Below are 25,254 nucleotides of genomic sequence, written 5' to 3' on the forward strand. Positions count from 1 at the left end.
CTATTTTGATTTGGAAAGACATAACGTCCTCCCAGGCGTGCCTTATAACTTAGTTTGTAGAGAAAAAATGACCGTTTCCCCGACAACGAACAGTCAGCCTCGTGCTGAGGCCCATACGGGCAAGAATTACAGTTTTGCACTCGCCAGCCTCACCATGCTCTTCTTCATGTGGGGGTTCATCACTTGTCTCAACGACATTCTGATCCCGCATCTCAAGGGCGTTTTTCAGCTTAACTACTTTCAGTCGATGCTGATCCAGTTCTGCTTCTTTGGTGCTTACTTCATCGTCTCGCTGCCTGCTGGCGCTCTTGTCAAACGCATCTCTTATAAATGGGGTATCGTGACCGGTCTGGTGATTGCGGCCATTGGCTGCGCCCTATTCATTCCAGCTGCGTCTTATCGCGTTTACGAACTGTTTCTTGGTGCGCTTTTCGTGCTGGCTTCGGGCGTGACGATTCTTCAGGTGGCTGCGAATCCTTATGTCACCATTCTCGGCAAACCTGAAACAGCAGCCAGCCGTTTGACGCTAACACAGGCTTTCAACTCGCTCGGCACAACCGTCGCACCATCCTTTGGTGCACTCCTGATCCTGTCAGCCGCAACCAGCGATGCGGCAAGCTCTGCGCAAGCAGATGCCGTTCAGTTCCCTTATCTTATGCTGGCGTTGGCTTTCGCAGTCCTCGCAATCGTTTTCGCGATCCTGAAACTGCCTGACGTTCAGGAAGAAGAAGCTGTTCTTACCAAGGAAGACGGTTCAGCATGGCAATATCGCCATCTGGTCTTGGGTTCTATCGGCCTGTTCGTGTATGTCGGCGCCGAGGTCAGCGTTGGCAGCTTCCTCGTCAACTTCCTCAACGATCCGAATGTCGCGGGTCTGGCTGAATCTGAGGCCGCGCACTACGTTTCCTATTTCTGGGGCGGCGCAATGCTGGGACGCTTCATCGGTGCAGTTGCCATGCGTTATATCGATGACGGCAAGGCGCTGGCATTTAACGCCGCTATAGCCATCATTCTGCTGCTCATCACCGTAGCAACTACGGGGCATGTCGCCATGTGGTCGGTTCTGGCAATCGGTCTCTTCAACTCGATCATGTTCCCGACGATCTTCAGTCTGGCTCTGCATGGTCTTGGCAAACACACCAGCCAAGGTTCCGGCATTTTGTGTCTGGCCATTGTTGGCGGTGCGATTATACCGCTCATTCAAGGCGCGCTTGCAGATAGAGTAGGCATTCATCTGGCGTTCCTGATGCCGATCATCTGCTATATTTACATCGCCTATTATGGACTGATCGGCAGTAAACCGAAAATCTAAAACAAAAAAGCCGGTCTGAATTTCAGACCGGCTTTTTAAATTCGGTATTATACTGTTAGCCAGCCAACCCCTCGCGGATACGAGCAATCACATCCTGAACACGGCTATTCTGTTCGCTGCGGCGTGCTGAAACCAGACAAGCCTGCGAACGCAAGATTACGCCATCTTCAAGCACTTTGAGCTGATTGGCTTTGAGCGTCGAACCGGTCGATGTAATATCAACAATCATATCTGCCGAACCTGCCGCAGGGGCGCCTTCGGTCGCACCGAGACTTTCAACGATTCGATAGACCTGAATGCCGTGCTTCTGCGAGAAGAACTGCTGTGTCAGACGCCAGTATTTGGTAGCAATCCGCAGACGGCGACCGTGACGCTGGCGGAAATCCGCCGCAACATCATCAAGATCGGCCATCGTTGTTACATCGCGCCAGACTTCCGGTACGGCAACCACCACATCAGCATGACCAAATCCAAGCTCTGCTTCAATCGCCACACGCTCATCGGCATGGGCAAGCGTTTCGCGGATGAGGTCTTCACCGGTAACACCGAGATCAACGCTGCCATAGCCAAGCTCACGCGCGATCTCCGATGCCGATAAAAACAGAATATCGAGATCGTTTTCACCTTCAACCCGCGCACGATAATTGCGCGCGTCGTCAGGTAGAATAACCTTGTATCCGGCCTTTTCCAGCACAGCGAGCGTCTGCTCTTTCAGCCGTCCTTTGGACGGAAGTGCGAGCGTTACAGTCATGATTGTTCTCCGCTCAGCGCCTCGAGCCGGTCCAGCCAGATGGAAAAACCAACGCCCGGAATGTTTTCGGATGCACCGAGCATAGTCAACAGTCGGTCATAACGACCGCCACCGGCCAGCACCATATCCTTGTCGCCACCCGCCTGACGGATTTCATAAACAAGACCCGTATAGTAATCGAGCGGGCGTCCGAAAGACGCATCGTAGACAATGTCTTCGGCAGGAATACCGGCGGCGATAATCGCATCAGTGCGCGCTTCAAACTTTTGCAGAACAGCACTCAGATCAAGTGCGTTGTCGGCTGCAAAAGCCCGCAGCGTGATGGTCGCAGCTTCAAGCGACACGCGGGTCGAAAGGAATCGCTTGAGCACATCCAGTGTGGATGAAGGAAAACGGGCCGCAGCCAGATCTTCCTTCTCGATCAAGCGACGGGCGATTTCCGCAGGCGTGCGTCCAGCTCCCGGCGACATGCCAGCTTCAAGCATTTCTGCTTCCAGCATACGTGCCAGGCCTGCCTCGTCACCTTCGGCAACCAATCCAGCCAGATGTTCCGGCAACGGGTCAGTGCGCTGCTCGCCGGTCAGTTCGGCAAAAGCTGCTTCCATCGTGTGTGCATCGCCAAAGGCACGTAGCAGCTTCTTGCGCCATCCTTGCGGAAGACCAAGGGCTTTCAACATACCTGCAAAAACGGATTGATCGCCCAGCACGATTTCAAGCTTGGCATTGGGAGCTGCGGCATGAACACAGGCCAGCGCATCGGCAATCGAACGCGCATCCGATGCCGCTTCGTCGGTTGCACCCAAATCCTCGATGCCTGCCTGAAGAAACTCAGCCGCGCCATCGCGACGCTGGCGGAACACTTCACCGAGATAGGCATAGCGCTTGGGTGTTGCAGCATTCAGCGCAATGTGATTGCGGCAGACCGGAATAGTAAATTCCGGACGCAGGCAAAGGCTGTCGCCATTTTCATTTTCAGTGAGAAAGATACGGCGGCGCAAATCTTCGCCCGCCATATCCAGAAACGGATCGGCAGGCTGGATCAGCGGAATATCGACAAGCTCCGCTTCGCTGGCATCAAGCTGCCCGCGAAGCATCGTGAGGACTAAAGATGTGCGTTGACCTGCCATGTTACCCGTCACTTCACCTGCTGTGCGCGATCTTTGGCTTGCGCTTCAAGGATTTCGCGCACTGCCGCAACGATACCCTCTTCCTTGACCGTGATCTGTGCCGGGCGACTTTCTCGCCAGGTTGCATTGTCTTCGATTTCAGCAGAGATACGCTTGCCTTCGATCAGATCCTTGATCTGAACTTCGCCAGCTTCACGCTCCTGCGAACCCTGAATGATCACGCATGGCGCGTCACGACGGTCGGCATATTTCATCTGTGCCTTCATGCCAGAACCGCCGACATACATTTCAGCACGAATGCCAGCCTGACGCAGATCGGAGACCATCTTCTGATAGCGACCAAGGCTTGCTGCGTCCTTATCCATGACCAGCACAACAACCGGACCAACCACATCGGACACATCAAGCTTGCCGAGGTTTTTCAGCGCAGTCATCAGGCGCGAAACGCCGATGGAGAAGCCCGTTGCCGGAACCGGCTCGCCACGGAAGCGCGACACCAGACCGTCATAACGACCACCGCCGCCAACCGATCCGAACACAACCTTCTGGCCATCTTCGTTGGTAACGTCAAAAAGAAGCTCGGCTTCAAATACAGGGCCGGTGTAATATTCAAGACCACGCACAACCGAGGGGTCGATTTTCACCCGACCTTCGTAGCCACCAGCGTCAAACAGAGCTTCCATATCGGCAAGCTCTTTCACGCCTTCTTCGCCCTTGGCATTGCCGGCAACGACGGCCTGCAGATTGGCGATGGTTTCAGCACCTGTTGCACCACCCGCAGCGGTAAAGGCCAGAACCTTTTCCACTGCCGCATCGGACAGTTCAGCGCCCTTGGTGAAATCGCCGCTTTCGTCAAGACGACCCTTGCCCAAAAGAAGACGAACGCCTTCAGCGCCAAACTTGTCGAGCTTGTCGATGGCACGCAGAACATTGAGGCGCTTGCCAGCATTCGCATCGCCTTCAAGCCCAATGGCTTCGAGAACGCCGTCGAGAACCTTGCGGTTATTGACGCGGATCACATAATCGCCGCGCTGAATGCCAAGGCGCTCAACCGTATCGGCCATCATCATGCACATTTCAGCATCCGCCGAGACGTTCGGCGCACCAACAGTGTCGGCATCGAACTGCATGAACTGGCGGAAACGACCTGGGCCCGGCTTTTCGTTGCGGAAAACCCAGCCGTTGCGATAGCTGCGATATGGCTTCGGCAGGCTCTCGTAATTTTCAGCCACGAACCGTGCCAGCGGTGCAGTCAAATCGTAGCGAAGCGACAGCCACTGCTCGTCATCATCCTGAAACGAGAACACACCTTCATTCGGACGATCCTGATCCGGCAGGAACTTTCCGAGCGCATCGGTATATTCAATGAGTGGTGTTTCTACCGGTTCAAAACCATAGAGGTCGTAAACTTCACGGATGGTCGCCGTCATCTTTTCGGTGGTGCGCAAATCATCCGGCACCCGATCGACAAATCCGCGCGGCAACCGCGCCTTCATCTTGTCCGCTTTATCGGCCATTTTTCCTGCCTGATCGCTGATTTTGTTCATGTTGCGCCGGAAAACCCGGCAAATTCGTTGCCGGTTTCCTAACGCATCAAACCGGGTGCGGCAAGTGCAGGAAGAGCTTTAAAAAGCGCGATCAGCGCGTGGCGATGGCAACAGCCACGCCAGCCATCATTCCGGCGCATGTGCGGTTGGCGATCTTGACCATGCGCGGGGTGCGCAAAAAGCGTCGCGCCTGCACCGCCAACAGCACCCAAGCATTATAAACAACAGCCAGAACCATGAACATAACCAGCAGCAATTCGCCCCAGCCAAGGATAGAAACGCCTGTGAGATCAATCACGGTCGGCAGAATGGCAACATAGAAAACCATGATCTTCGGATTGCCCAGCGTAATGGCCAACGCGCTTAGGAAAAGACCCCCAGCCTCATTGCGACGCGGGATGATGTCTTTACTGGTAAGATCACTGACAGGCGCAAACCACATCTTCCATGCAAGATAAGCGAGGTAAACCAGACCACCGTATTTAAGCAAGAGAAAGAGGGTATGGAAATTATGCGCCAGCGTGGAAAGCCCCCATACAGCGAGCGACAGCCAGACAGCATCGCCAATCCAGAGTCCGAGCATGAAAGGGAAAACGCCCTTATGCCCGCGACTGATCACTCGGGCCACCAACGCGCCGATATTTGGACCTGGCGTGCCAGCTGCAACCATCAAAATTCCAGCAAAAACCAAAAGCGACGTCGGATCCATTTGTCCTAACTCCAGAAATGCACTTCTTCTGTGACAGAAAACCAAAATCGTCGCAATCTACAGTTTATTGCGGTCGCTCCAATTCCTGCCGGAGTTTTTCAATGTGCGGGCGGCAATGGCAGCCTTCAATATGATCGTTGACCAGCCCCATGGCCTGCATGAAGGCGTAAACGGTTGTTGGCCCGACAAAAGACCAGCCACGTTTTTTAAGGTCTTTGGAAATACGGGTTGAAACTGCTGTGGTGGGGTTAGCGGACAAGGTGGGATAATCCACCACCTGAGGCCGTTCCTCGGCACTCGGTTCAAACGACCAGAAATAAGCAGCCAGAGAGCCTTTCTCCTCAACCAATTCAATAGCGCGCTTCGCATTGTTGATTGTCGATACGATTTTGCCGCGATGACGCACAATGCCCTTATCCGCGAGCAGCCGCTCAATATCCTTGTCGTCGTAAAGCGCGACGCGATTAAAATCGAAACCGTCAAAGGCTGCACGGAAATTTTCGCGCTTGCGCAAGATCGTCAGCCATGAAAGGCCCGACTGAAACCCTTCAAGGCAGATTTTTTCAAACAATCGATTGTCACTTGTGACAGGAACGCCCCACTCATTGTCGTGATAAGCAATGTAATCGGATAACTCGCCGGGCCAGAAGCAGCGAATTTTACCGTCTGCGTTGACGATAAGACCTGTCTTTTTCTCTGCTGTATCGCTCATTCTGGCCTCCACAGTTTTAGCAATTTTTAATCATGTCACGCAACTTGCTGCTAACCACAACTTTATTTTGCATCACGCAGGCGCCCGACCATTGGAAAAATTTACCTTTATGATTCCTTTGAGCGGCACAATAGGTTCATGAAATTCGGGGCTGTATTCCTGACAGCAGATGTCAGGAGTGCGACGGGTAACCGCGTCAGCGCAAATGCAAGGCGCAAAACAGACGGATTTGGCTTATGAAACCACGTCATCTGCTTTTGATTGGATCGTTTGCGGCGATTGCCGTTTCCATCGTGACCACCAGCATGGCTTTTGCCAATGATCGTTATGCGACCCAACCACCAGTTCGCATTGACGATGCAACATCGCAGCGTTGGCTGGCGCAACTTGGTGGACCTGCGGTGCGCGTCCTGCCTCAGGCAGAAGCCGCACAACCGCAAAAGCGCACCCTCGTCCGCCAGAAGCAGCAGCCCAAAGCCCGTTATCAGAGCGTGAGCCAGCAGCGTCCTGCGGCTAATCCGGCAAAAGTGGTCCGCAAAAAGCAACAACTCGACCCGATGTTCCTGCCGCAAGTCGTATCATATTCCGGCGGTGAAAAACCCGGAACTCTGGTCATCGATACAAACAAGCGCTTTCTTTACCTCGTTGAAGGCAATGGTCAGGCGCGTCGCTACGGAATTGGCGTCGGCAAGCAAGGCTTCGGCTGGAAAGGCACACAAAAGGTGAGCCGCAAAGCGGAATGGCCAACCTGGACACCGCCTAAGGAAATGATTGCCCGCGAACGCAAAAAGGGACGCATTCTGCCCGCTCAGATGAAGGGCGGCATCAACAATCCTCTGGGCGCGCGCGCATTGTATCTGGGTTCCACGCTCTACAGAATACATGGCACCAATCAGCCATGGACGATTGGCAAAGCCATGTCTTCGGGATGTTTCCGTATGCGTAACGAAGATGTGACCGATCTCTATGGTCGCGTTCCTGTGGGTACTCGCGTCGTCGTTCGTTGAATTAAACCCTTTATTCAATGCAAGTTCAGGCCGTTGTCGCAAAAGTGACAACGGCCTTTTTGTCATCGAATTGAAATTTTTGACGTTTTTATAGGAAATGCATCTGCGTTAGCGCACAAAGGAAGACGAAAGGTCTTTCACTTTCCATGCGAACACCCATATGCTGTGAAAGCAAAACTAAGAGATATATGTATATGTAAGAGGGAAGGACTGAATATGACCGTACCGGCGGTAAAACTCAACGACGGCAATCGCATCCCGCAGCTCGGTTATGGTGTCTGGCAAATAGGCAATGATGAAGCCATCTCAGCCGTCAGCGAAGCGCTGAATGTAGGCTACCGGCACATCGATACGGCTGCCATTTATGGCAACGAAGAAGGCACCGGCAAGGCAATCAACGAATCTGGTATCGCGCGCAGCGATATTTATCTGACAACAAAGCTCTGGAACAAAGAACAGGGCTATGAGTCAACGCTCAAGGCTTTTGACGAAAGCCTCAAGAAGCTTGGTACGGACTATGTTGATCTTTATCTGATCCATTGGCCGCTGCCATCCAAAGACCTGTTCATGGAGACCTGGCGCGCTTTTATCAAAATCAAGCAAGAAGGCCGTGCGAAATCCATTGGTGTTTCGAACTTCCAGACCGCTGATCTCGAGCGCATTCTTAAAGAAAGCGATGTTGTTCCGGTTATCAACCAGATCGAACTGCATCCGCAGTTCCAGCAGGATGAGCTGCGCCTCTTCCACAGCAAACATAACATCGCGACCGAAGCATGGAGCCCGCTTGGTCAAGGCACGATTCTTGAAAACCCTACGCTCAAAACCATTGCGGAAAGGCACGGGAAGTCAGTCGCACAGATCATCCTGCGCTGGCATATCGAAACCGGCAACGTCGTCATTCCAAAATCTGTTACGCCAGCACGTATCAAGGAAAATTTCGAAGTCTTCGATTTCAGCCTCAATGGCACTGACCACGATGCAATTACCAAACTGGACAAGACGGATGGTCGTATCGGACCAAATCCTGCGACATTTTCGGTGGTTTAGTAAAAATGAAGCCCGGAGGAAACTCCGGGCTTTCTTTATCGCAGCAGCTTCAAACTGCCCGTTAGCGAGCGCACCCATTTCGTTGGGCCAGCGATTCCCACCCCGTCAATTACTTCATTCAACAGTTCCTTTTCAGGAAAAAGGGCTTCATACTCGGTGTAAACATGCAGCGAGCGCGCAAAGGCAGGGAAGGCCACAACTGCGCGACGTTCCTCAAAGCCTGCTGCTTTTAATGCAATTGCTCGAATAGTTTCCCCGTCAGCCTGCAGGATCGGCACCGGACGGTCAGAGCTGATATCAATCGCAACACCTGTCTTGTCGACCAGCTGTCGTGCGGCAATGAATGGCAACTTTGCACCCAGCCCAATCGAAATCGCGCCAACCGTATTGGAAATCAGCCCCAGCGGCATTTCTGGATTAACAATAATGGCGAGGCGAAGATCTTCTTGCATGACGGCTCCTGAAACAGAAATTTCTCACCGAGAAATACACCGCTTTATGGGGGTAATCCTGCCTATCTATCCCTTCCTGAAAATATTTTTGGTAGATATTACCCAGAATGATCGATTCTGAGGTAAATTCATATGAACATGCTTGATCCATCCGACATCAGGATTCTCGAAGCTTTGCAAGGTGACGGCCGGCTTACAAATCAGGCGCTTGCGGAGCAGGTTGGTATGTCCACTTCTCCAAGCTGGCGTAAAGTTCGCAAACTGGAAGAAGATGGCGTAATACAGGGCTACCGCGCTACGCTTGATCGCAGGGCAATCGGCCTTGGCGTTCTGGCCTTTGTCCGCATCAAGATCGATAGTCACAACGAAGCGGAAGCGGAACAGTTTGCAGCTGAACTGATGAGCCTTGATGAAGTCATCACCTGCTACAGCATTGCAGGGGACGCCGATTTTCTGCTGCAAGTCGTATCGCGTGATCTCGATACCTATGCCGATTTTGCCATGTCCACGCTGCGCCGCCTGCCCCGCATCAAGGAAATGCAGACAACTTTCGTGCTCAAAGAAACGAAAAGCTTCAAGGGCTTTCCGCTCAAATATGCACGTTCAATGAAGTCCGGAGCCTGAAAGCACAACGGGCTTTGGCCCGCCATAAGCCCAGTCCAGCAACTCAATTGTGTGCACTATTGGCAGTTTGCTGCCTGTTGCGATCTGCGTCATGCAACCAATATTGCCCGTCGCAATCAGATCGGCACCAGTCGCCTCAATATTTCTGACCTTGCGATCTCGAAGTTTTGTCGCGATTTCAGGCTGCATGATATTGTAGGTACCCGCCGAACCGCAGCAAAGATGCCCTTCCAATGGCTCTTTCACAGTGAACCCGGCTTTGGAAAGCAGGTCTTTGGGTTGACGCAAAATCTTCTGGGCGTGTTGCATGGAGCAGGCCGAATGATAGGCAACAGTAAGCATCTTCGGCTTGTCGGGTTGCGGCAGTGTGATGGTCGTCAGATATTCGGTAATATCCTTGGCGAGCGATGAAACAAGTGCTGCTTTATCCTTATAGGCCGGGTCGAGCCGCAGCATATAACCATAATCCTTGATCGTCGTTCCACAGCCGGAAGCTGTCACGATAATCGCATCAAGGCCACCCGCTTCAATCTCCCGCGTCCAGACGTCAACATTGTGCCGTGCCTGATCGAGCGCCTGCTCCTCGCGTCCCATATGGTGAACCAGTGAACCACAGCAGCCTTCATCCTTCGGCGCCACCACTTCAATGCCAAACCGATTGAGCAATCTCAGTGTCGCTGCATTGATGCCGGGATTGAGCACGGGTTGCGCACAGCCATTCAGGATCGCAACACGTCCGCGCTTTTCACCCTTGGCTACATTGATTTTTAGAGGATCAGCTTTGGCGGGAAGGTTTTGCGGGGCGAGTTCCAGCATGGCTGCAACGGGCTTTAAATGATCGTATTTTCGCATCAGTGGCGCAAAGGGTCGCCCGAGTTTGGCGAGCTTGAGTGCCATCCGAAACCGGCCCGGATAGGGCAGAACCTGCGCCAGCACCCCGCGCAGAAAGCGGTTCATGAATGGCCGCTTATAGGTCTTTTCGATATGCGCACGCGCATGATCGACCAGATGCATATAATTGACGCCCGACGGACAGGTGCTCATGCAGGAAAGGCACGATAGGCACCGATCAACGTGGCGCACGACTTCTTCATCCGCCGGACGTCCGTTTTCGAGCATATCCTTGATAAGATAAATACGTCCGCGCGGGCTATCGAGTTCATTGCCAAGCGTCACATAGGTCGGGCATGTCGCTGTGCAGAAACCGCAATGCACGCATTTACGCAGGATTTTATCCGCTTCGCTCACACCCGGATCGAGCAATTGTTCGGGGCTGAAATGGGTCTGCATGGCTCACACTCCCGCCTGCTCAGGATACATACGTCCCGGATTGAGAATGTTTTCCGGATCAAACTGATGTTTCAGCCTCTGTGAAAGTGCTGCAAGCGCTGCCGGTTGCGGCTCAAATACGTGCGTGTTGGCCCGCACAAATTCCGGTGCGCGTATTAGCGTTGCATGGCCGCCACCATATTTGGCGATCAGCTTGCGCAGTATCCCGGCTTCCGGCTCTGCTTCCATCCGCATCCAGATCAAACCACCTTGCCAATCATAATAGGCATCGACGCCTGCATGACGGCGCAACTCGTCAATCATACGCCAGCCCTGCATCGGTGCCATTGAAACACGCCAGACCACGCGCGTATCGCCAGCCAACGCATAGGGCAGCACATCGCGAACTTCTGTCCAGAGCTGTGTCGATTGCGGCTCATCAATCACGTCTATTATCCCTGCCCGGCCAAGTAGAGTCTGTAATTGCCTGCTCCGATGCGCGACAGACGGCGCAAAACCTTCCAGTCTTAAAATGGTTGCGGCTTCCCAGCCGAGCTTTCCGTCGAGAAAGCGATTGGCGACGGTGGGCGGCAAATGGGCACTCGATGCCACTTCCTCGCGCGATCCCATCGCCATAGCCATAACGCGAGCAGCCTGTTCGTCGTCCAGCCCACGAACAGCAAGCGTCACAGAAGTCTCGGGCTTCGGCAGAACCTTAAACGTAACTTCCGTTGCAACGCCCAGCGTACCCCAGGAATTGGCCATGCCCTTGGAAAGATCGTAGCCAGTGACATTTTTGACGACACGCCCACCAGATTTGAACAATTCACCGCGGCCTGAAACCACGCGAACGCCCAGGATATGATCGCGCGCAGCGCCCGCCTTTAACCGACGCGGCCCCGAAAGATTGGCAGCCAACACACCGCCTATTGTCCCCTGCCCTGCTTTGCCACCGAGCAGCGGACCATAATCCATTGGTTCAAAATGAAAGCACTGATTGCTTGCCGCCAGCAGTTTTTCGATCTCGGCGAGAGATGTGCCAGCCTTTGCTGAAAGAACCAGCTCATCCGGCTCATAGAGCGTTATGCCTGAAAGCTGCGACACATCCAGCACATGCCCTGCCTGAACAGGGCGACCTATCCCACGCTTTGAGCCATTGCCGATAATCTCCAGCGGTGTGGATGTGCTAAGAGCCCACTGGACCGCTTCAACGACACCCGCTTCATCGCGTGGTTTTAGAGTATTTACATCAGTCATCATCACAACCACAGATCAGAAACGCGGAAGGTCGGGAAAGGCCAGCTCGCCGCGATGCACATGCATACGGCCCAGCTCGGCGCAGCGACGCAGTTGCGGAAAGACCTTGCCGGGGTTGAGCAGGTGCTTGGCGTCAAATGCACATTTGACACGCATCTGCTGGTCGAGATCGATTTCGTTGAACATTTCCGGCATGAGATCGCGCTTTTCGATACCCACGCCATGCTCACCCGTCAGCACGCCGCCAACCTTCACGCAAAGACGTAAGATATCGGCCCCGAAATTTTCCGCAGCCTCCAGCTCTCCGGGAATATTTGCATCATAGAGAATGAGCGGATGCAGATTGCCATCACCCGCATGAAACACATTGGCGACCCGAAGTCCGTATTTTTCGGACAGCTCGCGCATCCCAGACAAAACACGCGGCAGTTCTTTGCGTGGAATTGTGCCATCCATGCAGAGATAATCCGGCGAAATGCGCCCCACTGCCGGGAAAGCCGCTTTACGGCCCGCCCAGAAAGCCAGTCGCTGTTCTTCCGATTGCGACAGGATACAGGTGGTTGAGCCATTTTTGAGCGCAATGCTCTCGACCGCTCCTATCAAATGGTCAACTTCGATCGGCGGTCCATCGAGTTCGACGATCAGCAGCGCCTCGACATCAAGCGGATAGCCGACACGAACAAAATCTTCAGCGGCGCGAATGGCAGGCCGGTCCATCATTTCCATACCACCCGGAATGATCCCCGCGCCGATAATATCCGCCACGCATTGCCCCGCCTGCTCACTCGACGGAAAGCCAACCATGACTGCACGCGCGGTTTCAGGCTTCTGCAGGATACGAACGGTGATTTCCGTCACCACGCCAAGCAGACCTTCCGAGCCGGTCATCAGCCCTAAAAGATCATAGCCTTCGCTATCGAGATGCTTGCCGCCAAGGCGCAAGACTTCGCCAGTTATCAGCACCATTTCGATGCCAAGCACATTGTTGGCGGTGAGACCATATTTCAGACAATGCACGCCACCTGCATTCTCCGCAACATTACCGCCGATTGAGCAGGCAATCTGCGAGGATGGATCGGGCGCATAGTAAAACCCCTCATGCTCGACAGCTTTTGTGATGCCAAGATTGGTCACACCCGGCTGCACGACTGCCACGCGATTAGGATAATCGATTTCGAGAATGCGATTGAAACGCGACATGCCAAGGAGGACTGCATCGGCCAGCGGCATAGAACCACCGGATAGCGACGTGCCAGCACCGCGCGGCACCACGCGAATGCCATTATCGTGACAATAGCGCAAAACTTTTGAGACTTGCTCGACCGTTTCTGGAAGGACAACGACCAGCGGCAGAGAACGATGCGCCGTTAGCCCATCGCTTTCAAACACGCGCATTGCATTAACAGTATCGACAATCCCCTCACCCGGTACGATATTGCGCAAGTCTGCAACGATGCCAGCACGTCGTTGCAATACGGCCGCATCCGGCTCCGGCATGACCAATCCGCTCATATGTTCCTCCGCCTCCCAGCGACTTCACATGATTGGTAAACTAATTTTACCAATCATGACTATGGCGAAACAGTTTTGACACTGCGGCATAATCGCCTTGCGATCTCAGCAAAGCCTCGGCTAGATGAGCAAGTACATATATCTGCCGGGGAGCATTTGAAACTATCATGATGAGCAGTCTGGCCGATATGGAGATTTTTGCACGCGTTGTCGCAACCGGCAGCATGTCTGCAGCAGCGCGCGATCTTGGCCTGTCACCCGCCGTGGTTTCCAAGCGGCTCGGGCGTCTTGAAGAGCGGCTTGGCACGCGACTGCTTCAGCGCACAACGCGCCAGATTGCTTTAACGGAAGCCGGACAAGGCTACCATGAGCGCGTGCTGGCTATTTTGTCGAACATTGAAGAGGCGGAAGCCTTCGTGGCCCGGCGTTCGGCAGATGCACGCGGGACTTTGAAAATCTCCGCCCCCACCACTTTCGGACGCATGCACATCGCGCCTTATCTGGTGCCATTCATGCGCGCCAATTCCGACCTGACTGTCAATATGCAGCTCTCGGACGAGATGGTCGATATTGTTGGTGACGGCTATGATCTTGCCATTCGCATTGGCGAACTGTCCGACTCTACACTTGTGGCCCGCCGTCTCGCACCTGTGCGCAGAATTCTCGCGGCATCCCCGCATTATATTGCAGAACGCGGAACACCGCAGACGATCGAGGATCTTGCCGATCATATCTGCCTTGCACCGCACAACAACGATCCATGGCGGCTTGAAGGCCCTAAAGGACCAATAACAATCCGTCCCGTCGGTCCGCTTCAGACCAATTCAAGCGAAGTGGTGCGCGAGGCGGTGCTGGCTGGTCTTGGAATTGCGCAGCGCTCGACGTGGGACATTGGACCGGAACTGGCAGAAGGCAGGCTGGTGCAGGTTCTACCGGAATATGCCGCATCGCGAAATGTCGCCATTCACGCGGTTTACCCCTCCAAGCAGTTCCTGCCTGCCAAAGTGCGTCTCTTCATAGACTATCTCGCAGATCTTTATGGACCGGTACCCTATTGGGAAAGTAGCAGTACTCCGCACGATATATCTAAATAATAGACGAAGCGGCTATGATTACGTAATAAGACGCCCGTTGCGTGATCGCGACAGCGTTTGCCGTTCGCCGGACAATATTAAGTCCAGACAATATCAAGGAATGACAATGAACACAGTACCCCGCCTGATTTTCGCACTCGTCGTGGCCGTTATCGTCGGTTGCGGTTTCATGTATTATGATAAATCGCGCGGCGCTGAATGGGTTGTTTCCCCACAGCAGATCGAACAAGCAAAGTCCGAAGGAAAAGCTGGTTTTGAAAGTCGCCCCGGCACCGTAGCGGTCCGTCCTATCCGTAGCGAAACTGCAGATGTGCTGCCCTTCAAATGGGCGATATATGGCCTAGTTGCCGGTATTGTTGTTTTCGTTTCGGGCCGCAAGCGCAAAAAGGCCTGACAACAGACCCCAACTCTTTACAAACCCCGGAAGCGATGTTTCCGGGGTTTTTATTTATGAACTGAAGATGCCATTGCCCGCTTGGCGGCTTAGGGATAGTTTGCAGCCATGATGGAGGCAGCAGACGGCATGGCCGAGACAGTTTTTTCCCGCATTCATGCAAGCCGCACTGCGGATGATGTTGTGCATCAGATCGAGAGTCTGATTCTCGAAGGTGTTCTGCGTGGCGGCGACCGTCTCCCGGGCGAGCGCGAGCTCGCACGACAGCTCGATATCTCCCGCCCTATTCTGCGCGATGCGCTCAAGCGGCTCGAAAATGCTGGTCTTCTCACCTCCCGCCACGGCGGCGGAACCTTTGTTGCCGATGTTATTGGTCAGGTATTCAGCGCCCCTGTTGTGAAGCTTTTTGCAGAGCATCGAAAGGCAACGACCGACTATCTCGAATATCGCCGTGAAATTGAAAGCGTGGCCGCCGAATATGCGGCTCTTCGCGCCACATCAGCCGATAAAGCTCTTTTGGCGGAAATCATGACCGCAATGGAAGACGCCAATAGCGCCTGTGATCTGGTTAAGGGAGCCCAACTCGATGTCGAGTTTCACAATGCAATTGGTGAAGCTGCCCACAATATCGTGTTGCTGCACACTTTGCGTTCCTGTTATCAGCTGCTGAAGGATGGCGTTTTCTACAATCGTAGCCTTATTTACAGCTATCCCGGTGTTGCTGACATGCTGCTTTCACAGCATCGTTCCATTTACGACGCCGTTATTGCTGGTAACCCGCAAGCAGCACGTGAAGCCGTGCAGAAGCATATCCGCTTTGTCGAACAGGCAACCAACGACCGTGAGCTTAACGATGAGCGCGAGCGCGTATCGCAATTGCGCTACCGCCAGCGAGCAGGAAAAGACGCGAAAGAAAGCTACGAGTTATGAAGACTGCGACGTTTAAAGAAGCGAAAGGACCGGACGGCATCCGGCTCTATGCTATGGGTGATGTGCATGGCCGCCTTGATCTCTTGCAGGACATGCATGGTCTCATCCATGCAGATATTGATCGAAATCCAACGCATGACTGGCGCATCATTCACCTTGGTGATTACATCGACAGAGGCCCGGATTCTAAAGCTGTGCTGGATTTTTTGATCCATGCGTCGGCACATGATCCGCGCATTATCTCGCTCATCGGCAATCATGACGACGGCTTTGTGCGCTATCTGACGACCGGGGATACGAACGGCATTTTTGCACTTCATGGCGGCAGCGATACCGCCCGGTCATATGGAGTGGAGGTCGATTACACTGATGGAGCATCAGCGGCAGCAGGATACAAACAGCTCGTCGACAAAGTTCCGCAAGCGCATATCGACTATATACGCTCGATGCCGTCTTCAGTGACCTTTGGAGATTTCTTCTTCTGCCATGCAGGTGTAAACCCGGCAGTTTCTCTCGACGAGCAAGATCGGGACGATCTTATGTGGATCAGGACACTGTTTTTAAAATGGACCGATCCGCTGGAGAAGGTCATCATCCACGGACATACGCCGCAGGGTGCTATCGATGTTCAAACCAACAGGGTTAACCTCGATACTTATGCCTGGAAAAGCGGAAAACTGTCAGCCATCGTGATCGATGGTCTGGAAAAGCGTTTTCTGGAAGCGACTGGTCCAGCCGCTAATCCTGTTATTTAACGTGCGCTGGAAATGCCGTAGCCGTCGGTGGAGGTCATGCTGTTGCCGGCATCGACGGTGAAAATGCCAACTGCCATAAACACAATCGCAGAAATCATCAGGACGGTGAGGAGTGCGGCATGCTTAGCGGTCATGGTCGAAAACTCTTTCGAGGTTACCAGGAGAAACGATGAACCGAGCTTTCCTAATAGCCAAGGCTTGCACCTTGTCTGATCACTGACCGCACGGAAGTTGGCCTCAGTTACACTCGAAAAAAGTTACCCGCAACTGAACGAACAAACGACAATTGTCGCTTTCTGAGGGAAAAAACTAATTCGTTTCGCCCTGTGGCAAAGTCGCAACGCATTATAAGGTCTGGTCTGTTGTTTGCAGGCAACTTTTTAGCTGTTTCTCTTAGATGAGATCAACCCAGGCACGCGCAAGCGCAGCCCCGGCCTTGTCTGCGGCAATCCCCGATTGCCGGAGATTAACAGGGAGTTCTGCCGCCCAATTGGAATCATACCTGGCAATCGTATCACTGAGCGTTTCACTCCAATTGACGACCAGCTTGGTATCCGCTTCAAAATGAAACTGCGTTCCGTAAACGGCACGCCCGATGCGGTAGGCCTGATGAACAGTCATGTCGCTGATTGCCATATGAATGGCACCCTCCGGCAAGGAGAATGTATCCCGGTGCCAGTGAAAAATTGGGAAAGCTGAACCTGCCGCAGACAGGACAGGATCGCTCTCTCCCTGCTCCGTTAACCGCACTTCGTGCCAGCCAAATTCCATCGGACGGTCGAGAATATTCTCACCACCATAGGCGCGTGCGACGAGCTGACTGCCAAGACATATACCAAGCACAGCCTTGTCTTGATCGCCAAAGGCCCGAATAAGATTGAGCAAACCTGGGAAATAGGGGTAGTCGCCATCGGCAAGTGCGTTCTGCTCGCCACCCAATACGATCAGGGCCTCATGCTCACTGTCATCCGTGGGAAGTGTATCGCCATTATAGGCATGCCTCACATCGATTGTATGCCCAGCTTCAAGCAGGATCGGCTCAATCTGCCCCAGACCTGAATCGGGATAATTCTGAACGACCAACACACTCATTGTTCAAGCCCCAAGTTTTACATCGAAAGGGCTAGCATGAAAAAAGCCCGGACAACAGCCGGGCTTTCATGGGTTTCAGTTTATTGCGTCTATCAATTGATGACTGACACGCTGACGGTGCGGCCTGCCACCAGATGCACCCCCTGAGGCACATCTTCAAGCTTCACACGTACCGGAACGCGCTGCGCCAGACGCACCCAGTTAAATGTCGGCGAAACATTCGCCAAAAGGTTCGTTGAATCGCTGCGTTCGCGATCTTCAATACCGCCAGCGATACCCTCAACCTGTCCCTTAAGCTTTAGCTTGCTGCCCATCACGTCAATCACAACCGGATCGCCGATGTTGATACGCTCGAGCTTGTTTTCCTCAAAATAGCCCGAGACATAGAACGAGTCTGTATCAACCAGCGCCGTTACCGGGGAACCTGCTGTCACATAATCGCCGGGCTGGAGCGAGAAATTGGTGATGACACCATTTACGGGCGCTTTGACAGAGGAACGTTCCAGATTGAGCGATGCGAGATCACGGTCGAGTTCAGCCTGACGATAGGTGGCCTCCGCTTGCATTGTCGTGGTTTCGATCTGCTCCATCTTCTGCTGCGTGATGGTGTTATCATTCAGCTTGCGATAGCGGGTAAGATCGCGATTGGCCATATCAAGAGCAGCCTTGCTGCTGGCAAGCTTTGCTTCTGCCTGTTGCAAAGCAAGCTTGTAGCGCGCCTGATCGATGCGAAAAATCACATCCCCCTGTTTGATGTTCTGATTGTCGCGCACCAGAACCTCGCTCACCAAACCCGAAACGTCTGGAGCAAGACGCACAACGTCGGCGCGGATTTTGCCGTCGCGTGTCCACGGCGCGTTCATGTAATAATCCCAGAGATGCCAGCCGAGAAGCCCTGCCATTGTGACCATGACGAGGGTTAGGAAGACCCGGCCAGAATGTGCAAAAAGTTTCTTCATAGTGGTATTCCATTTAAGATGACGGCGCTTGCGCCGAGAATGCAGAAGTACATGGCAGCGTCAAAAAGAGGCCTGTGCCACACAAAACGATAAAACCGGGCGCGTGCGAGCAATCTCTGCATCAGCGAATTTGCGAAATAAGCGCCCAGTGCCAGAACTGCGAGGCTCGGCAGATAGATTCCATAGATGTCGAATTCCGGTCTCATGACTCTAAAATTTCCATTCTCTGAACGTGTTTCAGGCGGCCTGCGGCAGTTCCAGTCGCGGCTGTGGTGGCAACTGGAAAGGCGGCGCCTTCGGAAAGAGGTTAAATCGCAGGGCGACCAGCGCCAGACGCGGTCTTTTAGCGATTGCAGGCGATCCCTGATCGATGATAATGGCGATAGCGTCATCGATAGCCGAAAGTAGCTGCTCGTCTATATCGGTACGCGTTTCAGCTTTCCTGTTGTGCAGAAGCGCACGATAGTGAGCACCAATTCCGTCGAGCACCCTATCGACCGCGTCCCGGCAATCTTCAGGCAGCTTCGCCCGATATTGCTGAAGATCGATCGTATTCATGCCGTTACGCAGATCACGCAGCAGATCGACCTTGGCGATATCAGCTGACGGGATCAGCGCCAATCGTGGTGTCATCATGCCGATACGATCAATCATTCTAAGCAACAAGCGGTTCATCCGCTGACGACGATGACGGCCCGGCTTGCGTTCGGTTGCAAGAGCAAGATCATTCCAGCCTGCCTTAACCAGACGCTGCACCGTCCATTCAGCACCCACCGAACGAACAATCGACGTTACGACAGCTGCAATAACAATACCAACGACAGTCGCCAGATTAGCATTGGCAAAGCTGACGAAATCATGTGTGAGACGGCCTTGCAGCATCAGCAGCATCGGCAGATTTATGCACAGCACCATGCCGAGCATGAATTGCGACGGTATTGCAAGAAGCAGTCCGGCAGGTATCAGAAACAAGCCCAGCACGAGCATAAGCGGAAAGAAACTATCAACTAACGGCAGCAGAGCGAACTCAAAGACAAAGGCCGCAACAATCACAATCATCAACAATTGGCCAAACTTGCGCATAACCGGAACCGGATCATCCATCGCTGCAAAAAGACAGCAAAAGATACCAGCCATCATCGCGGCTGCACCGCCCTGCGACCAGCCCGTTGCAATCCAAAATGCGGTCGCAACACATGTCGAGATAAAAGCACCAAAACCCGACAGAAAGGCCATGCCATAATCTCTGTGCTGCGGACGGGTTTTCAGATGCGCATCATAACGACGCCACCGAAGCGAATGTCGCGAACCGGAAACAATGTCCTGACGCAGTGTAATACAGTCGCTCCATATCTGAACCAAATCTCTCACGCGTGCTGCAACATTAAATGGCAACAGCTCACTCCATGTGTCGGCATCCCTGCCATAGCGTTCGATCTCATCGATATAGCCCAACAAAACCGCGCGGCGCTGCTCGGTAAGATTCTCTCCGCTTTCAATCCAGCTGCAGGTTTCATCAAGCAATTTCTGCACTGCCGGATGCCAAGGCTTTTCTCCTTCGCCAGGCTTGAGAAGCAGTACATCATGCAGGCTCGAAATAATCGGCAAAACAGCCACCATGCGCTGCTGAAGAACATGCAAAAGTGTACCCAGATTGCGGATTGATGATGTATCATAAGCCACATGAGTGGTCAGGTTGCGCAGTTCCAAGGCATCGGCGGCAAGCCGCTGACGGTCGCGGCGAAATTCCGGACTGTCTCCTTTGCCACGTAATGTCTCTAATAAGAGCATGGAGCCGTCGCGCAGCCAATTGTCGATACGAGCTACGACAACCGGACCGCTGTGGCGCGGAAATACCAAACGATTGACCACTGCTGCGCAGATAATGCCAATCGCAATTTCTTCAACGCGTCCCACTGCATAGGCAAAAGTTGTCTCTGGGGCCGATACAACCACAAAACTTGCAATGGCTACAGTGTAACCAGCCAGCATGAAGAGATAGCTGCGCGGCGTACCATCAAGCAGACTGATTGCAAGGCAAAGCCCCATCCACAGGCCAATAGCCAGTGTCAGGATTTCCGGAGAATTGACTAGATTTGGGACGAATAGAATCGTCACTGCACCGCCGATAATGGTCCCGATCAGCCGGTAAAACCCCTTCGACGTCGTGGCACCTGAGAGCGGATGCGCGACGATATAGACCGCCGCTATCGACCAATACGGATTGGGAAGGTCTGCCATAAGGGCGATCCACAGCGCAAGCATCGCCGCCGCAAACGTCTTCAGGGAGAAGACGACGTCCCAAAATTTCGGCAATGTTTCAACTGGTTTCGTCATCAATATCTCAAGTTTTACTTACGGTTTTCATGGATGCCGCATTCAGGATGGCCGGTTTTGAAACTTTTCGTTTAGTTCCCGCAGCACATCCATCGCGATATCGACGGAATCCGGGTCAAGATCACCGAGAAAGGCAGTACGAAGTCGCGCAGAGGTTTTGTCCACTTTCAAAGCGAGCTCGCGTCCTTCGTCCGTCAACTGGATAAGCTTCACACGACGATCTGTATCATCGGCAATACGTTGGATAAGTTTGTCTTTTTCCAACTCATCCACCACACGGACAATTGTTGCGCCCTCAATGCCAACCCTCTCGGCCAGCACGCCTTGCGGTATGCAATCGCCGTGCCGCAACAAGCTAATGAGTGGCAATGCTTTTGCATCTGAGAGGTTGTGCTCCGCCATGGCGGTATCAAAAGCTTTGCGCCAACCGCGTGCGTTTGCGGAAAGCAACGAAGCAAATTCAACCCAGGCCTGTCTCATGATTTAAGTTCCATTCAAATAGATAGCTTCATATCTATATGTATACAATCTTGTTTGTTTCAACTCATATTCTGATCCCATCAAAAAATCGTGTAGACGTCTGCGTGCCTTGCCCAATGCAACCAAAGGGCTTGACCATGCCCCCGCGCCTCTGCCATCGATGCGATCATGCGCGCAAATTATAAAATGCAACGAATTTATATCGAAACTGGTATAAGCGACGGCGTTAGTGCAGAAGCACCGACGCAAGCCGCCCATTATCTCACACATGTCCTGCGTTTGAAGGAAGGCGACGAGGTTCTCGCCTTTAACGGACAGGACGGCGAATGGAAGGTCAGGCTTCGTCCCGAGGGCAAGAAGCGGCTCTTTCTGGAAGTGATCGAACAAACCCGCCCACAGCCAGCACCTTGCGACCTGATCTATTGCTTTGCACCGCTCAAACAGGGCCGGCTTGATTACATGGTACAGAAAGCCGTGGAAATGGGTGCTGGCATTCTGCAGCCGGTGGTCACACAACATACACAAGTGCCCAAGCTTGGCACAGACCGCATCAAAGCCAATGCGATTGAAGCCGCCGAACAATGCGGTGTGCTTGCCATCCCCGAATGCCGTGAAGCAATACGCTTTGATCGCTTTCTGGAGCAATGGGACCAATCGCGACGTTTGATCTTCTGCGATGAGGGCCATGAGACAGATGACCCATTGACCATTTTGAGCGAACTCAAAAACGGCCCTTATGCTGTTCTGATTGGGCCAGAAGGCGGCTTTTCGGAAAGCGAGCGCCGGCAATTGCGCGAACTGCCTTTCGTCACAGCGATACCGCTTGGGCCGCGCATTCTGCGCGCTGATACCGCGGCCGTTGCGGCGCTTACACTTGTGCAAGCAGTATTGGGCGACTGGAAAGCACGAGCATGAACTCAAGAAAATCCAATCTTCAATGAAATTGACTTGCGTGATTTGACAAATTTGTCCAATCACGCTGACAAAGATAAATCGACTAGGGACACAATACATGGCGCGCGATACGACCGATGAAACAGCACTGACCGGTGTTGAAGAACTCGCAGCCTATCTTGCTGAAGGTAGCAAGCCGAAGGATGCGTGGCGCATCGGCACCGAGCACGAGAAATTTCCTTTCTACGTCGCGGATAACAGCCCTGTTCCCTATGAAGGTCCGCGCGGAATCAAAGCCATTCTCGAAGGCATGAAGGCCAAACTTGGCTGGGAGCCGATCATCGATGAGGGCAATATTATTGGCCTCGTTGAACCGACCGGACAGGGTGCGATTTCGCTTGAACCGGGTGGTCAGTTTGAGCTTTCAGGTGCGCCGCTTTCCTCCATCCACCAGACGTGCCGCGAAGTGAATGCGCATCTCTCGCAGGTGCACGAGATCGCGGAACCGCTGGGCATTCGTTTCCTTGGCCTCGGCGGCAGCCCGAAATGGACATTGGCAGAAACGCCGGTTATGCCGAAGTCGCGCTATAAGATCATGAGCAACTACATGCCGAAAGTCGGGCATGAAGGTCTCGACATGATGTACCGCACCTCGACCATTCAGGTTAATCTCGACTTTAGCTCCGAAACCGATATGCGCCGGAAGATGCAGGTTTCGATGAAGCTCCAGTCAATTGCGACGGCGCTCTTTGCCAGCTCGCCTTTCACTGAAGGCAAGCCGAACCATCTTCTGTCGTGGCGCTCCAATATCTGGCGCGACACCGACAACCAGCGCTCTGGAGTTTTGCCTTTCGTCTTCTCGGAAAACTTCGGCTTTATTGATTATGTCGAATGGGCGCTCGATATACCGATGTACTTCATTCTGCGAGATGGACGTTATCACGACTGCACGCATGTCACCTTCCGACAGTTCGTGAACGGCGCATTGAAGGGCGAAGTCAGCGATCCGGTTCCCAATATGGGCGACTGGACCAATCATCTTTCGACGCTCTTCCCGGAAGTGCGTCTCAAGCGCTTTCTGGAAATGCGTGGCGCTGACGGCGGTCCATGGCGTCGCATTTGCGCTCTGCCCGCTTATTGGGTTGGCCTGCTTTATGATGATGAAGCGCTCAGTGCGGCAGAATATCTGACCAAAGACTGGACTTATGAAGAGGTTCTGGCGCTGCGCAATGATGTCCCTGCAAAAGCCCTGAATGCCTCGTTCCGGGGTAAGCCAGTCGTGCAAATCGCACGCAAGACACTGGAAATTTCCCGTCTTGGTCTGCTTAACCGTAAGCAGCTCAATGGCGACGGCTTTGACGAAACCCACTTCCTTGCACCGCTCGAAGAAATCGTCGCAGCGGGTATCACCGATGCCGAGCGTATGCTTAAAGCCTATAACAGCGTGTGGGCGGGTTCGGTCGAACCGATCTTCCTGGAATACGCTTATTGAGTATTAAAAACAGTCGAGCTTATCTTCGACCGTAACCAGCGATGCGCCGGGTCACTTTCCCGGCGCTTATGCCATATCTGCACAAATGGTATCGGCGGCAGAACTACAGGCGCAGGCAGCACAATCAGATTATTGTCCTGCGGCAAATTCCTCAGCCCGCCGCGCGCAGTGGTCAGGATAAGATCTGTGCCAGCAATAAGCTGCGGCGCAACGCCCCAATGAGGCACCACCACAGCAATATGCCGTGTATGGCCCGCAAGTTTAAGGCTTTCCTCGATCTCTGTCGTCGCATCGCCACGCACTGCAACCAGTGCATGAGGACGGGCGAAATAAGTCTCCGCATCAAATGCTCGCCCTTCAAGACTTCGACGGTCGAGCAGACAGACATATTCATCCTGCATGATGACATCAGCGGCGATTTGCGCTGGCAGATGCGGAAAGACGCCAAAGCCCAGATCAATATCGCCATCGAGAATGCGCGCGATCATACCTTCACGGCTGAACTGACTGACTGCAAGATCAATTCCCGGCGCGTCCTGTCGCAATTCGCGCACTAACCTTGGCAGCAAGATACTGCCGCCATAATCTGACATCGAAAGATGAAAGCGATACTGTGTCGTTGCGGGATCAAATCCCTGCGGCCCAAGCACTGCACGAACACCCGTCAAAACCTCCGTTAGCGGCTTTGCAATTTCCATTGCCTTAAGCGTCGGTACCAACCCAGCGCCTTCACGCACAAGCAGCGGATCATCAAAAAGACCACGCAGACGCACTAGCGCATGGCTGACTGCTGGCTGGCTCATATTGAGCCTCACGGCAGCACGGGAGACGTGCCGCTCCGTCAGAAGCACATCCAGAATGACGAGCAAATTCAAATCAACATTTCTTAGATTATTCGTCTGATGCATATACAACTCGGTAATCTGAATTTCCAATTCACCAAACATATAACTAGATCAAAGCGAAAGGAATAGACGAAAGGACTTTCCATGCAGGCCCAGGGATCACTTACATTTCTCGTCGCAGCCCTCATTGCCGGTGCGGTGGTACCATTTCAGGCCGGTGCCAATGCGGCTCTCGGACGCGCACTTGGTCACCCGCTTTGGGCAACCATCGTATCGCTGGTTGTCAGCATCATCTGTGTGCTGCCGGTATTGCTGGCCATGAAAGTTTCGCTACCCACTTTCACCGGCCTCGCCGGACAGCCAAAATGGATATGGATCGGCGGCGTTGCCGGTGTGCTCTATATCACCGCTGCCATTTTGCTTGCGCCAAAGCTTGGGGCAGCCGGTTTCATGACTGCGGTCATCGCCGGGCAGCTGATCGCCTCTGTGCTGATCGATTACTTCGGCATCATGGGATTTGTATCAAGAGAAATCACGCCATCCCGCATAGCTGGTGTTCTGTTGGTGGCTGTGGGCGTCATCGTGATGCAGGGACCGTCGCTCTGGCGCAGTGCTGAAACTATCGCTACGGCAACAGTCAATAAATAAACAAAGGG

27 protein-coding genes are annotated in these 25,254 nt (G+C 53.4%); 11 read left to right on the top strand and 16 right to left on the bottom strand.

Annotated elements, in window-relative coordinates; all coding sequences use genetic code 11:
- Positions 1-67: 67 nt before the first annotated feature.
- Positions 68-1,312 carry a sugar MFS transporter gene (locus tag H5024_RS12240; protein WP_187547207.1) on the top strand — a complete coding sequence of 415 codons (1,245 nt, stop codon included), beginning with the start codon at positions 68-70 and terminating at the stop codon, positions 1,310-1,312.
- A 55-nt stretch (positions 1,313-1,367) separates the two neighbouring features.
- Here the strand turns inward: H5024_RS12240 and hisG are convergent, their stop codons facing one another.
- From hisG to H5024_RS12265, 5 genes are all read right to left on the bottom strand, one after another.
- Positions 1,368-2,063, bottom strand: a complete 696-nt coding sequence (hisG, locus tag H5024_RS12245) for an ATP phosphoribosyltransferase (RefSeq protein WP_187547209.1) — start codon at positions 2,061-2,063, stop codon at positions 1,368-1,370.
- Complete coding sequence (locus tag H5024_RS12250; RefSeq protein ID WP_187548593.1) at positions 2,060-3,190, bottom strand: ATP phosphoribosyltransferase regulatory subunit; 1,131 nt, start codon at positions 3,188-3,190, stop codon at positions 2,060-2,062. The genes hisG and H5024_RS12250 overlap by 4 nt, the downstream gene beginning before the upstream one ends.
- A gap of 8 nt (positions 3,191-3,198) precedes the next feature.
- Positions 3,199-4,707, bottom strand: a complete 1,509-nt coding sequence (gene hisS, locus H5024_RS12255) for a histidine--tRNA ligase (RefSeq protein WP_187547211.1) — start codon at positions 4,705-4,707, stop codon at positions 3,199-3,201.
- Positions 4,708-4,828: 121 nt separating this feature from the next.
- Positions 4,829-5,446 (bottom strand): LysE family translocator, encoded by a 618-nt coding sequence (locus tag H5024_RS12260; RefSeq protein WP_187547213.1) that lies wholly within the window; start codon positions 5,444-5,446, stop codon positions 4,829-4,831.
- 64 nt (positions 5,447-5,510) lie between these two features.
- Positions 5,511-6,158 (bottom strand): DNA-3-methyladenine glycosylase I, encoded by a 648-nt coding sequence (locus H5024_RS12265; protein WP_187547215.1) that lies wholly within the window; start codon positions 6,156-6,158, stop codon positions 5,511-5,513.
- 236 nt (positions 6,159-6,394) lie between these two features.
- Between H5024_RS12265 and H5024_RS12270 the strand changes: the two genes are divergently transcribed.
- Both H5024_RS12270 and H5024_RS12275 read left to right on the top strand, forming a co-directional pair.
- Positions 6,395-7,165: a L,D-transpeptidase gene (locus H5024_RS12270; protein ID WP_187547217.1), complete on the top strand. Its 771-nt coding sequence runs from the start codon at positions 6,395-6,397 to the stop codon at positions 7,163-7,165.
- A 216-nt stretch (positions 7,166-7,381) separates the two neighbouring features.
- On the top strand, positions 7,382-8,212 hold the full coding sequence (locus H5024_RS12275; RefSeq protein ID WP_187547219.1) for an aldo/keto reductase: 831 nt from the start codon (positions 7,382-7,384) through the stop codon (positions 8,210-8,212).
- A 35-nt stretch (positions 8,213-8,247) separates the two neighbouring features.
- Here H5024_RS12275 and H5024_RS12280 read toward each other — a convergent pair whose 3' ends face one another.
- The gene (locus H5024_RS12280) at positions 8,248-8,664 is read right to left on the bottom strand and encodes a DUF2000 domain-containing protein (RefSeq protein WP_187547221.1); all 417 of its coding nucleotides are present in this window, start codon (positions 8,662-8,664) and stop codon (positions 8,248-8,250) included.
- 132 nt (positions 8,665-8,796) lie between these two features.
- Here H5024_RS12280 and H5024_RS12285 point away from each other — a divergent pair, with 132 nt between their 5' ends.
- Entirely contained in the window at positions 8,797-9,288 is a 492-nt protein-coding gene (locus tag H5024_RS12285; protein ID WP_187547224.1) for an Lrp/AsnC family transcriptional regulator, read from the top strand.
- Here H5024_RS12285 and glcF read toward each other — a convergent pair.
- The 3 genes from glcF to H5024_RS12300 are packed head-to-tail and all read right to left on the bottom strand — an operon-like array spanning position 9,268 to position 13,326.
- Positions 9,268-10,578 (bottom strand): glycolate oxidase subunit GlcF, encoded by a 1,311-nt coding sequence (gene glcF, locus H5024_RS12290; protein ID WP_187547226.1) that lies wholly within the window; start codon positions 10,576-10,578, stop codon positions 9,268-9,270. The genes H5024_RS12285 and glcF overlap by 21 nt on opposite strands.
- Positions 10,579-10,581: 3 nt before the next feature.
- Positions 10,582-11,814, bottom strand: a complete 1,233-nt coding sequence (gene glcE, locus H5024_RS12295; protein WP_187548594.1) for a glycolate oxidase subunit GlcE — start codon at positions 11,812-11,814, stop codon at positions 10,582-10,584.
- A gap of 15 nt (positions 11,815-11,829) precedes the next feature.
- Entirely contained in the window at positions 11,830-13,326 is a 1,497-nt protein-coding gene (locus H5024_RS12300; protein WP_187547228.1) for an FAD-linked oxidase C-terminal domain-containing protein, read from the bottom strand.
- Positions 13,327-13,493: 167 nt separating this feature from the next.
- On the opposite strand from H5024_RS12300, the gene H5024_RS12305 reads away from it, so the two are divergent.
- The 4 genes from H5024_RS12305 (at position 13,494) to H5024_RS12320 (ending at position 16,499) form a co-directional block, all read left to right on the top strand.
- A complete protein-coding gene (locus tag H5024_RS12305) occupies positions 13,494-14,420 on the top strand; it encodes a LysR family transcriptional regulator (protein ID WP_187547230.1) in 927 nt (308 codons plus the stop codon).
- Between the two features lie 106 nt (positions 14,421-14,526).
- On the top strand, positions 14,527-14,814 hold the full coding sequence (locus H5024_RS12310; RefSeq protein WP_187547232.1) for a hypothetical protein: 288 nt from the start codon (positions 14,527-14,529) through the stop codon (positions 14,812-14,814).
- A 129-nt stretch (positions 14,815-14,943) separates the two neighbouring features.
- A complete protein-coding gene (locus H5024_RS12315; protein WP_187548595.1) occupies positions 14,944-15,744 on the top strand; it encodes an FCD domain-containing protein in 801 nt (266 codons plus the stop codon).
- Positions 15,741-16,499 carry a metallophosphoesterase gene (locus tag H5024_RS12320; protein WP_187547234.1) on the top strand — a complete coding sequence of 253 codons (759 nt, stop codon included), beginning with the start codon at positions 15,741-15,743 and terminating at the stop codon, positions 16,497-16,499. Before H5024_RS12315 ends, H5024_RS12320 begins: the two co-directional genes overlap by 4 nt.
- On the opposite strand, the gene H5024_RS12325 is transcribed toward H5024_RS12320, so the two are convergent.
- The 6 genes from H5024_RS12325 to H5024_RS12350 form a co-directional block, all read right to left on the bottom strand.
- Positions 16,496-16,633 (bottom strand): hypothetical protein, encoded by a 138-nt coding sequence (locus H5024_RS12325; RefSeq protein WP_007877997.1) that lies wholly within the window; start codon positions 16,631-16,633, stop codon positions 16,496-16,498. The two genes, H5024_RS12320 and H5024_RS12325, sit on opposite strands and share 4 nt — an antisense overlap.
- 259 nt (positions 16,634-16,892) lie before the next feature.
- Positions 16,893-17,591 (bottom strand): type 1 glutamine amidotransferase, encoded by a 699-nt coding sequence (locus H5024_RS12330; protein ID WP_187547236.1) that lies wholly within the window; start codon positions 17,589-17,591, stop codon positions 16,893-16,895.
- A 92-nt stretch (positions 17,592-17,683) separates the two neighbouring features.
- Positions 17,684-18,550, bottom strand: coding sequence for an HlyD family secretion protein (locus H5024_RS12335; protein WP_187547238.1), 867 nt, complete (start codon positions 18,548-18,550; stop codon positions 17,684-17,686).
- Positions 18,547-18,756 carry a DUF1656 domain-containing protein gene (locus H5024_RS12340; RefSeq protein WP_187547241.1) on the bottom strand — a complete coding sequence of 70 codons (210 nt, stop codon included), beginning with the start codon at positions 18,754-18,756 and terminating at the stop codon, positions 18,547-18,549. The genes H5024_RS12335 and H5024_RS12340 overlap by 4 nt, the downstream gene beginning before the upstream one ends.
- 31 nt (positions 18,757-18,787) lie before the next feature.
- Entirely contained in the window at positions 18,788-20,887 is a 2,100-nt protein-coding gene (locus H5024_RS12345; protein WP_187547243.1) for an FUSC family protein, read from the bottom strand.
- A 42-nt stretch (positions 20,888-20,929) separates the two neighbouring features.
- A complete protein-coding gene (locus H5024_RS12350; protein ID WP_187547251.1) occupies positions 20,930-21,367 on the bottom strand; it encodes a MarR family transcriptional regulator in 438 nt (145 codons plus the stop codon).
- Between the two features lie 168 nt (positions 21,368-21,535).
- Here H5024_RS12350 and H5024_RS12355 point away from each other — a divergent pair, with 168 nt between their 5' ends.
- Entirely contained in the window at positions 21,536-22,282 is a 747-nt protein-coding gene (locus tag H5024_RS12355) for a 16S rRNA (uracil(1498)-N(3))-methyltransferase (RefSeq protein WP_348770693.1), read from the top strand.
- A 97-nt stretch (positions 22,283-22,379) separates the two neighbouring features.
- Positions 22,380-23,753, top strand: a complete 1,374-nt coding sequence (locus H5024_RS12360) for a glutamate--cysteine ligase (protein WP_187547255.1) — start codon at positions 22,380-22,382, stop codon at positions 23,751-23,753.
- Here H5024_RS12360 and H5024_RS12365 read toward each other — a convergent pair.
- Complete coding sequence (locus H5024_RS12365) at positions 23,747-24,661, bottom strand: LysR family transcriptional regulator (protein ID WP_247875275.1); 915 nt, start codon at positions 24,659-24,661, stop codon at positions 23,747-23,749. The genes H5024_RS12360 and H5024_RS12365 overlap by 7 nt on opposite strands.
- 81 nt (positions 24,662-24,742) lie before the next feature.
- Here H5024_RS12365 and H5024_RS12370 point away from each other — a divergent pair, with 81 nt between their 5' ends.
- Positions 24,743-25,246, top strand: coding sequence for a DMT family transporter (locus tag H5024_RS12370; protein ID WP_187547259.1), 504 nt, complete (start codon positions 24,743-24,745; stop codon positions 25,244-25,246).
- Positions 25,247-25,254 lie beyond the last annotated feature (8 nt).

It is taken from the genome of Ochrobactrum sp. Marseille-Q0166 (genome assembly GCF_014397025.1).
In the GTDB taxonomy this organism is placed as follows: Bacteria; Pseudomonadota; Alphaproteobacteria; order Rhizobiales; family Rhizobiaceae; genus Brucella.